This window comes from Thiocystis violacea, from assembly GCF_016583565.1.
GTDB classification, from domain to species: domain Bacteria; phylum Pseudomonadota; class Gammaproteobacteria; order Chromatiales; family Chromatiaceae; genus Thiorhodococcus; species Thiorhodococcus violaceus_A.
Map to the genome: position 1 here is coordinate 1 of NZ_NRRF01000114.1, position 9005 is coordinate 9005.

Below are 9005 nucleotides of genomic sequence, written 5' to 3' on the forward strand. Positions count from 1 at the left end.
TGCCAGCTACCTGAACGAGTTCGTGTTCCGCTTCAACCGCCGGCGGTCCCGCAGCCGTGGGATGGTGTTCTACCGGGTACTCGAACTCGCGATTGCGAACGAGCCTGTGCGCTACAAGGAACTCGCACTGACCCAGCGACCCCGAACAGTACTCCCCACCCCGCCGAGGGCAAATGGCCACCCGCCAAGCCTCGACCTCCCTCCCGCAAACCGTCCGTGGAGGAACTCCGGTTAAGTGGAGAGCCCAGAGTCACCAAATCATATGAACCTTGGGTCGGCAAGGGCAGACACGTCAACTGCTCAGCAACAACACTAAAATCGCAGCTGCTTTCGGACACGCCAAGGACGCCTGCCAAGCCACTGACTACCTGCTCTGGCGTTGAAAGAATAGCCGAAAAATCGGCTTCGAAATCGCTGCGTGGCCGCCAATAATTATAGTTGGCAATATGGGAATACGCAGCTTCCAGAATTGAAGGCGCATCAGCTTTCGTCCAACCCATGCGAATCCGCGAAGCGATGCACTCTGCCATCTGGCGTCGCGAAGTAAGAACATGATCGGCACGAAAAGTCACTTCCTCAGGCCGGTGAGCTTTGACAAGATGACACGCAGCCTCAATTTCCGAATGATACTCACCCACCCAAGCTGAGTAGACTTGAGGGAAACGCCGCATCAAAAGAATGCGCGCAGCATTGAATACCCAGGTACTTCCAGAGCGAGGAGCTCCTGCCACGAGAACGACTAATTGAAAGTGACTTTTCATCGCGGCTTCCAAATACGCTTCGATTCAATCCGATGTATACCGCTCGGCCTTGATCATCGGTTCGTCCAAAACCTTGCAGGCAGCTCAGGTGAGGTAGGCGTGCGCGCGTGCGTATCGCCGCAGGGGCGCAAGTGCGAGAGCCCCGTAGCCGCGAAGGCGATACGCAGAGCGCATCCCGCACGCCGTCAAGTCATTCGTCGTCGGGACTTGGCGCAGGCTCGCAGAGCCGAAGCCGAGTCCCTAAGCGGGACGTACACCGGCTACGAAGGTTGTCGCCCTGCACGAGTCCCGTCGGCGAGGGATCGACCCGACGGGTATCAGGAGGGCAGGCGCGACACTCCTTGCCAAAGACGTTGCACATTGATTAGCTTGGAATATCAAAAAATCAGCACGAGCGCGACGTGACTATCTAAAATCGAATCTTACGTACCAATCATCCCACTTCGCCTCCTGGCGGTGGTATCCATTTTTCTCCAACAATCGATGAATATCCTGACGACGTTTCGTAAAGTTGTGCTCGATCGTAAAAAGGCTTACGCGCCATTTTTCAAAAGGAAAGGCACTGAGAATTTCATATTCGCTTCCCTCGGTATCGATGCTAATGTAGTCGATCTCAACCGGAGCACTATACTTCTGCAGAAAATCGTGGAGTGAAACGGATTCCAGGGTTTGCACGCGGCCCGCTCGCTTGTACGCCGCACGTTTAGAAGCGTGGTCGTCATCTTGCGCATACTCGCTGCTTCCGCCAAAAGCGTCGGATAGGATGAATTCGACCTTCGCGCCCGTCCTGCCACCGATATACGCATCGGACACCATACATTCACGGTTTTCTTTTAGTTTTTCAAAGAACTTCGGATTCGGCTCAGCACAAATACCTTTCCAGCCGAATTGCTTTTCCAGTAGCCAAGTATTGCTAAGCAGCACGCCATCAGTTGCGCCAAACTCAACGAAAAATCCATTCCTCTTGTAGTCCGTCTTCTCCAAGACCCATAGATCTTGACCAAGCTGAGATACAGACTTGCGCTTCAATAGCTTATGCCACTCAGGCGCGGTCGGACAGACATCCACAAAAGGCGCTTCGGGAAGCGCGAAGAGCTGTTGACGTTGCTGCGCAAGAGAAAGCTCGCCATGAAGCAATTGCAACTCTGTTTCGATGATAGAAACACGCGCGCTATCGAAGCGATGTGGCGAGTTCTTTACTGAGGAAAGCTGGACATTCATCAGTGCCGCCGCCTGAGGCAACAATCCAAGCTGTGCCGCTTCGCGGACCGCGCGGGCCTCGCCGAGCAGCTTTTCATCCGAATGGGGAAGCACCCTGGCGATGGCCTGCTCGAAACGTCTGATGGCTCTCTGATCCTGACCACGCGCCAGATCAGCGCGGCCGAGACTGTTGTAGACGCCCGCAATCAATACCCGCGAGATCAGCCGTTTGTCACAACCCCAATCCCGAGCAAGCCGCACAAACTGCCGCGCCGTCTGCTGCTCGCCCTGCTGGAGGTGCGCGGATGCCACCAGAAGCGCCATCTTCGCGCGGTCAGGATGATGCTCCAGGCTATCGGCATCAACCGCCCCAAGGCTTCCCCAGTCGCCAAACTGCCATTGATCCTTCACCCGCTCCAGCATAGCCGTGTCATAAGGCACGAGTTGCTGTCGCGGCTCCACCTCTGGTTGCACAGCAGAGACTATTGTGTCATTGCCTATTGCCGGGTTTCCGATCGAGCCATCTATGGCCAGACCAGACATCGAACCTGCGACCTCTGAACCTGACGGTCTGCTCTCTATACGCTTGGCAAGCCGTTGCTTTCGTCGACGTGATTTCGTAACCAAACTCAATATCCGAATCTGGAAAAATCATGAGCGCACCGCGCAGCCCTCTGAAACCGGAGTGACAGGCTATTCATGCCGCGTCATCACGCGATAGCCTTCCTGCTGGCACAACGCATCCCGCTCCGACTCTTTGAGATCTTCGCGCATCATCTCGCTGACCAGGTCATCGAAGCTGATCTGCGGCACCCAACCGAGCTTTTCGCGCGCCTTGGTCGGATCACCAAGCAGGGTCTCGACCTCGGTCGGGCGGAAATAGCGCGGATCGACTGCGACGAGACAGGCGCCGGTCTTGACGTCGTAGCCCTTCTCGTCGACACCCTCCCCTTCCCAACGCAATTGGATGCCAACGGAGTCCGCAGCCCTCGCCACGAAATCACGCACGGAATACTGCTGGCCGGTGGCGATGACGAAGTCCTCGGGCTGCTCCTGCTGCAGCATCAGCCATTGCATCTCGACATAGTCCCGCGCATGGCCCCAGTCGCGCTTGGCATCAAGGTTGCCCAGATAGAGCCGCTCCTGCATTCCCAGCTTGATGCGCGCCAGGGCGCGGGTGATCTTGCGGGTAACGAAGGTCTCGCCGCGCCGTGGCCCCTCATGGTTGAAGAGGATGCCATTGCAGGCGTAGATGCCATATGCCTCACGATAGTTGACCGTGATCCAGTAGGCATAGAGCTTGGCCACCGCATAGGGCGAGCGCGGGTAGAAGGGGGTGGTCTCGCGCTGGGGAACTTCCTGGACGAGACCGTAGAGCTCCGAGGTCGAGGCCTGATAGAAGCGGGTCGTCTTCTCCAACCCAAGGATACGGATGGCCTCCAGCAGGCGCAGCGCGCCGAGCGCATCGGAGTTGGCGGTGTACTCGGGCTCCTCGAAGGAGACGGCCACATGGCTCTGCGCCGCCAGATTGTAGAGCTCGTCGGGCCGCACCTGCTGCATGATGCGGATCAGACTGGATGAATCAGTCAAATCGCCATGATGCAAGATGAAGCGCCGCTCGGACGCGTGCGGATCCTGATAGAGATGATCGATCCGATCGGTGTTGAACAGCGAGCTTCGGCGCTTGATGCCATGCACCTCGTACCCCTTCTCCAGCAGCAACTCCGCGAGATAACTGCCGTCCTGACCGGTGATGCCGGTGATGAGTGCTTTTTTCACGTTTGATGACTCCGCTCCAAGGCTCTTCAGAATCTTCCGGGCCAGGGGTTTCCTTGATTTCGGCATGCCGAGGCACGGCCTCGATCTTACCATTGTCTGGGTTGATCCACAGCGCGTGCGATGGACCTTCGCGCTTGAGCTAGAAGCCCGCCATGCCGAGCTTCGCTCGAGTAGGATTCTTTTCATCCGACCAACAGGGTATCGCGGATGCCATCGCTCGGCAGACCACGCAGCATGTCGGCGGTTCGATCTTGCGGGATCAATTCGATGGCTAGGCGCAAACCGCCCTTGGCTCCGACAAGGGGCTCGCCTTGACGACTCGGTCCGGAAATCTCCGCGCAGATCAAATCTCCGCGGACATCGCGCAATAGCTCCCTCGGGCCCCGCTTAGATCACAGCGGCGGGAGCGCTGCTTTCTCTCTCCAATCCCACAGCCTGCAATCTCCATCTCGGTTGCGCGACTACAGCCGCAATTGCCCCTGATGCGCCAGGAACCACTGATAAGCCTGCCTTACCCCGTCGGCCAGGTCGATGCGCGCAGCCCAACCCAGCTCGCGCAGACGCGCGACATCGAGCAGCTTGCGCGGGGTGCCGTCGGGCTTGGAGGGATCGAAGACGATCTCTCCGTCGAAACCGACTAGCTCGGCTACCAACCGAGCCAGCTCGGCGATGGTCACATCGACCCCTGTGCCGACATTCAGATGCGAGCAGCGCGGATCGACCCGCGCGCGCCAGGTCTCAGCGTCCAGATTCATCACATGCACACAGGCAGACGCCATGTCGTCGACGTGCAAAAATTCACGCCGGGGCGTGCCGCTGCCCCAGACCGTCACCGTCGGCGTGCCTTCAAGCTTGGCCTGATGGAACTTGCGGATCAGCGCCGGGAGCACATGGCTGTTGGCCAGATCGAAGTTATCACCCGGCCCGTAGAGATTGGTCGGCATCACACTGCGGAAATCGGCGCCGTACTGCCGGTTATAGGACTCGCACAGCTTGATGCCGGCGATCTTGGCGATGGCATAGGGCTCGTTGGTCGGCTCCAGCAGCCCGGTGAGCAGGGCATCTTCGGCCATCGGCTGCGACGCCAAACGCGGATAGATGCAGGAGCTGCCCAAGAACAGCAGTCGCTCGACACCATGACGCCAGGCGCCGTGGATAATGTTGGCCTCGATCAGCAGGTTCTGATAGAGGAACTCGGCTGGATAGGTGTCGTTGGCATGAATGCCGCCGACCTTGGCCGCCGCCAGATAGACCTGGGTCGGGCGCTGCTCGGCGAAGAAGGCATCGACCGCCAATTGATCGGTGAGATCCAACTCGGCATGGGTGCGGGTCAGGAGATTCGCATGACCGGCTGCTTCGAGCGCGCGGACGATCGCGGAGCCAACCATGCCGCGATGGCCGGCAACATAGATCAAGGGATTGGAATGATGACTGGACACTGTAAGACTCGTGGTCAGGATTGATGGACGGACGGTTCGGGCAGTATGACATCCCTGCCTTTCAGTGTGGTTCGCTTGTGCGCAGCGCCTCGACCTGCGCCACGCTCAACCCCGTCGGTTGAGCGATCTGCCCATCCGTGAGGACGCCCAGCTTGACGAGGTTACGGGCAATGTCTTGGACGGCTTCCTGGCGGCCTTTCTCCAGCCCTATCTGCTCGCCTTCCTCGCGCGCCTCGACCCAATAGCATGTGGCTCTTTAATGCAATCCAAACAGGTCCCTACGGTTAGTCGACCCAGGTCGCCAGGCGCCATCAGAGTTAGCTTAAAAAACAGAGGGTTAAGCGCTAGACGCAGACCTATCCAGCCGACTCTTGGGCTGACAACAGGTCCAACTGTCCGGAATGCATAATGCGTAAAGAGCCAAGTCGAAATCCCGTGATCTTCAGCCATGAATCTGCTGTAACTCGGCCTGCCGGACGGCCCGACTGACCGTCATCCGCCCCACGCCGAAGAAATCCGCAATCGCCTGCATGCTGTAATCTCCGGTGCGATAGGCCGCCGCGATCGCTTGATCGCGCTCGCGATAACGGACGGCAAAATCCGCGAGCGGTATCGGTACGGCCCGGCGCTGGCGGCGGGGAACCTCCCGCAGTGGCCGATCTGGCTCGATCCGTGCCTGCACGCGTTCGATGAACGCTTCCGAGCCCAGATACAGTTGCTGCTTCAGCGCTGCCCACGGACCAGGCGCTTGCATTCCTTCGGCCACGAAACGTCCGTAAGCCGCAACGGCGGATGGTCGGTCGTCACCAAAGGCTCCCAGCAGCCAATCTGTGAAGAGAAATGGCGCCGCTTCATCAAGACCCACCGTAGCGCGATAACTGCTCCAAGGCCAATCGGCCGCACTCGCGACCATGCCCGCGCGCACGGGGTTGAGCACAACATAGCGCGCCAACTCCAGCAAATAGGACTCTTTTTCGACCAAAATCCCCTTGTAGCGCCCCTGAAACAGATGCCCCACACGCCCATGGCTGCGGTTCACCTGCTGCGTATACACCCCATTCAGTTGACGCATGCCTTTCGAGAGATTCGCCTCCGGCGTCTCGATAACCAGATGATAGTGATTGGTCATCAGACAATAGGCATGACAGATCCAGTTGAAGCGGTCAACCGTCTCCGCCAGCGTCTCGCGAAACCGCTGTCGATCCGTCTCCATGTCGCCCAGAAAGATCGCCCGTCGCTCGTTCCCCCGCGCCGTCACATGATAAAGGGCACCCGCAAATTCTAACCGCAGAGGGCGAGCCATCGTGTTCGAACCCTAAAGATACCGCAGGGCGGCGATGATAAGACCCGTGCTGGTAGCGATGAATCCGACCAGCCAGAGAAACTGCTGGTCGTGGCGCTTGAGCATTTCGTCGAAGCGTTTGTCTACCTGCTCGAAGCGCTTGTCTACCTGCTCGAAACGCTTCTCTACCTGCTCGAAGCGCTTGTCCATCAGATCGAAGCCCTGGCGCATCAGTTCGCGCTGGTGCTTGAGCTCCTCCTCCACCCGCACCATGCGCTCGCGCAGTTCGATTTCGTAGACCAACGGCGGCTTGCCGAGGCTTTGTTCGGCCAGCCATTCACCGAGATGCTGTTTGATAAAGGCGATGTCTTCTTGGGCCAGAGCCATAACCGGTCTCCCCATGGGGCGCATCAAACTGAATTGCGTCTACCTTACGCCCAAGCAGGCAAATGTGCATGACCACCTGATCCCAACCTGGGACCTGAGAGAACCTGAGTGAACATCGTGTTCGAACCCTAAAGATACCGCAGGGCGGCGATGATGAGACCCGCGCCAGTAGCAATGAATCCGGCCAGCCAGAGAAACCGAAGATCGAGCGCGGCTTTCGCTTCCTCAGGCCTTGGTCATCGGTTGGGCCGGTAGGGTGGACGAGCGAGAGCGAAGTCCACCGACCCCCGCGCCGTTGTTGGTGGACTGCGCTGCGCTTGTCCACCCGAAGACGACTGGTCCGAAGGATAATCGATGCCCTTCCTCAAGGATCCGATGTTCATGGCCGCGACGCTTTTCCTCAAGAAGCCCGAGCGCATCATGGCCCTCATGATGGTCATGACCCTGTACCTGTTGGTCTATGCCGCCTTGGAGCAGCGCATCCGCGAGGTCCTCAGGCGCAGCACGCGACCTTCCCCGACCAGAAGGGCAAGCCCACCGCGCGTTGGGTGTTCCACTTTTTCAAAGGGATCCACGTGCTGGTCGTTGAGCACGTCGGGCAGCTCGTGCTGAATCTGCAGCAACAGCAGAGCGCCTTACTTGAGCTGCTGGGTCAGCGCTATGTGTCGTTATATTTGAGTGGTGCGGAATGACGGCTAAAGATACCGCAGGGCGGCGATGACGAGACCCGCGCTAGTAGCAATGAATCCGACCAGCCAGAGAAACTGCTGGTCGTGGCGCTTGAGCATTTCGTCGAAGCGTTTGTCTACCTGCTCGAAACGCTTCTCTACCTGCTCGAAACGCTTCTCTACCTGCTCGAAACGCTTCTCTATCTGCTCGAAGCGCTTGTCTACCTGCTCGAAGCGCTTGTCCATCAGATCGAAGCCCTGGCGCATCAGTTCGCGCTGGTGCTTGAGCTCCTCCTCCACCCGCACCATGCGCTCGCGCAGTTCGATTTCGTAGACCAACGGCGGCTTACCGAGGCTTTGTTCGGCCAGCCATTCACCGAGATGCTGTTTGATAAAGGCGATGTCTTCTTGGGCCAGAGCCATAACCGGTCTCCCCGTGGGGCGCATCAAACTAAATTGCGTCTACCTTACGCCCAAGCAGGCAAATGTGCATGACCACCTGATCCCGACCTGGGACCTGAGAGGACCTGAGTCAACATCGTGTTCGAACCCTAAAGATACCGCAGGGCGGCGATGACGAGACCCGCGCCAGTAGCAATGAATCCGACCAGCCAGAGAAACTGCTGGTCGTGGCGCTTGAGCATTTCGTCGAAGCGTTTGTCTACCTGCTCGAAACGCTTCTCTACCTGCTCGAAGCGCTTGTCCATCAGATCGAAGCCCTGGCGCATCAGTTCGCGCTGGTGCTTGAGCTCCTCCTCCACCCGCACCATGCGCTCGCGCAATTCGATTTCGTAGACCAACGGCGGCTTGCCGAGGCTTTGTTCGGCCAGCCATTCACCGAGATGCTGTTTGATAAAGGCGATGTCTTCTTGGGCCAGAGCCATAACCGGTCTCCCCGTGGGGCGCATCAAACTGAATTGCGTCTACCTTACGCCCAAGCAGGCAAACGTGCAATGGGAGACCTGACCCCGCGACCGTTACTCGCGCTGAACTTGAGTCGCAAGAAAGGCGATATCATCGAAGTGATCATCGAGAAAATTCATCAAGGCAATCTGTTGTGTTATCGGGTCATTGGGTTTTGGAATCCGGTCGAAAAACAGTATCATTGGTATATCACGAATTTAACGGCTGCCGCTTATTTGATGTACCCTTTATATCGCCTAAGATGGCAAATCGAACTTATTTTTAAAGCGTGCAAGAATTCCTTGAATGCAAATTCGATTCCCTCTGCAAACGACACGATCATTGAAAATTTGTTGCTTGCTTCCATTGCAGCTCATCTGAGTACACATACGATATTTCGGATTGGCACGGAAGCGTTAGGTGAGAAACAGCATTTGGCGGTTCTGGGGTCTCCACTTAACCGGAGTAAACTCCAAGGGTGACTTACCCTCATGCTGGCGTTGATTATCCGCGGACTGCGGGCGAGTTCCAGTCCTGGTTTCGCACCGATGCGGACTGCCTCGACTACCTGGAGTGGCTCCGGTGG

8 protein-coding genes and 2 pseudogenes are annotated in these 9005 nt (G+C 57.8%); 3 read left to right on the top strand and 7 right to left on the bottom strand.

Annotation, left to right across the window (positions count from 1 at the left end):
- Window positions 1–124: pseudogene (locus CKO23_RS27030) on the top strand (IS1595 family transposase); the annotation flags it as partial.
- A 1042-nt stretch (window positions 125–1166) separates the two neighbouring features.
- Here CKO23_RS27030 and CKO23_RS22970 read toward each other — a convergent pair.
- From CKO23_RS22970 to CKO23_RS22990, 5 genes are all read right to left on the bottom strand, one after another.
- Window positions 1167–2504, bottom strand: a complete 1338-nt coding sequence (locus CKO23_RS22970; RefSeq protein ID WP_200335564.1) for an FkbM family methyltransferase — start codon at window positions 2502–2504, stop codon at window positions 1167–1169.
- Window positions 2505–2654: 150 nt separating this feature from the next.
- A complete protein-coding gene (gene gmd, locus CKO23_RS22975) occupies window positions 2655–3740 on the bottom strand; it encodes a GDP-mannose 4,6-dehydratase (RefSeq protein WP_200335576.1) in 1086 nt (361 codons plus the stop codon).
- Between the two features lie 461 nt (window positions 3741–4201).
- On the bottom strand, window positions 4202–5179 hold the full coding sequence (fcl, locus tag CKO23_RS22980) for a GDP-L-fucose synthase (RefSeq protein WP_346014674.1): 978 nt from the start codon (window positions 5177–5179) through the stop codon (window positions 4202–4204).
- A 442-nt stretch (window positions 5180–5621) separates the two neighbouring features.
- On the bottom strand, window positions 5622–6482 hold the full coding sequence (locus CKO23_RS22985; protein WP_200335577.1) for an REP-associated tyrosine transposase: 861 nt from the start codon (window positions 6480–6482) through the stop codon (window positions 5622–5624).
- A gap of 12 nt (window positions 6483–6494) precedes the next feature.
- A complete protein-coding gene (locus CKO23_RS22990) occupies window positions 6495–6848 on the bottom strand; it encodes a hypothetical protein (protein ID WP_200335578.1) in 354 nt (117 codons plus the stop codon).
- Between the two features lie 360 nt (window positions 6849–7208).
- On the opposite strand from CKO23_RS22990, the pseudogene CKO23_RS27035 reads away from it, so the two are divergent.
- Window positions 7209–7540: pseudogene (locus CKO23_RS27035) on the top strand (IS1634 family transposase); the annotation flags it as partial.
- A 3-nt stretch (window positions 7541–7543) separates the two neighbouring features.
- Here CKO23_RS27035 and CKO23_RS23000 read toward each other — a convergent pair.
- A complete protein-coding gene (locus CKO23_RS23000) occupies window positions 7544–7939 on the bottom strand; it encodes a hypothetical protein (protein WP_200335581.1) in 396 nt (131 codons plus the stop codon).
- Between the two features lie 128 nt (window positions 7940–8067).
- Window positions 8068–8400: a hypothetical protein gene (locus CKO23_RS23005; RefSeq protein ID WP_200335582.1), complete on the bottom strand. Its 333-nt coding sequence runs from the start codon at window positions 8398–8400 to the stop codon at window positions 8068–8070.
- 69 nt (window positions 8401–8469) lie between these two features.
- Here CKO23_RS23005 and CKO23_RS23010 point away from each other — a divergent pair, with 69 nt between their 5' ends.
- Window positions 8470–8901 carry a transposase gene (locus CKO23_RS23010; RefSeq protein WP_200335584.1) on the top strand — a complete coding sequence of 144 codons (432 nt, stop codon included), beginning with the start codon at window positions 8470–8472 and terminating at the stop codon, window positions 8899–8901.
- The last annotated feature ends 104 nt before the right edge of the window (window positions 8902–9005 follow it).

Bases quoted from the DNA above. Each gene is read 5' to 3' on its own strand.
- CKO23_RS22970 (WP_200335564.1), bottom strand. From the start codon at position 2,504: ATGTCTGGTCTGGCCATAGATGGCTCGATCGGAAACCCGGCAATAGGC.
- CKO23_RS22985 (WP_200335577.1), bottom strand. From the start codon at position 6,482: ATGGCTCGCCCTCTGCGGTTAGAATTTGCGGGTGCCCTTTATCATGTG.
- CKO23_RS22990 (WP_200335578.1), bottom strand. From the start codon at position 6,848: ATGGCTCTGGCCCAAGAAGACATCGCCTTTATCAAACAGCATCTCGGT.
- CKO23_RS23000 (WP_200335581.1), bottom strand. From the start codon at position 7,939: ATGGCTCTGGCCCAAGAAGACATCGCCTTTATCAAACAGCATCTCGGT.
- CKO23_RS23005 (WP_200335582.1), bottom strand. From the start codon at position 8,400: ATGGCTCTGGCCCAAGAAGACATCGCCTTTATCAAACAGCATCTCGGT.
- CKO23_RS23010 (WP_200335584.1), top strand. From the start codon at position 8,470: ATGGGAGACCTGACCCCGCGACCGTTACTCGCGCTGAACTTGAGTCGC.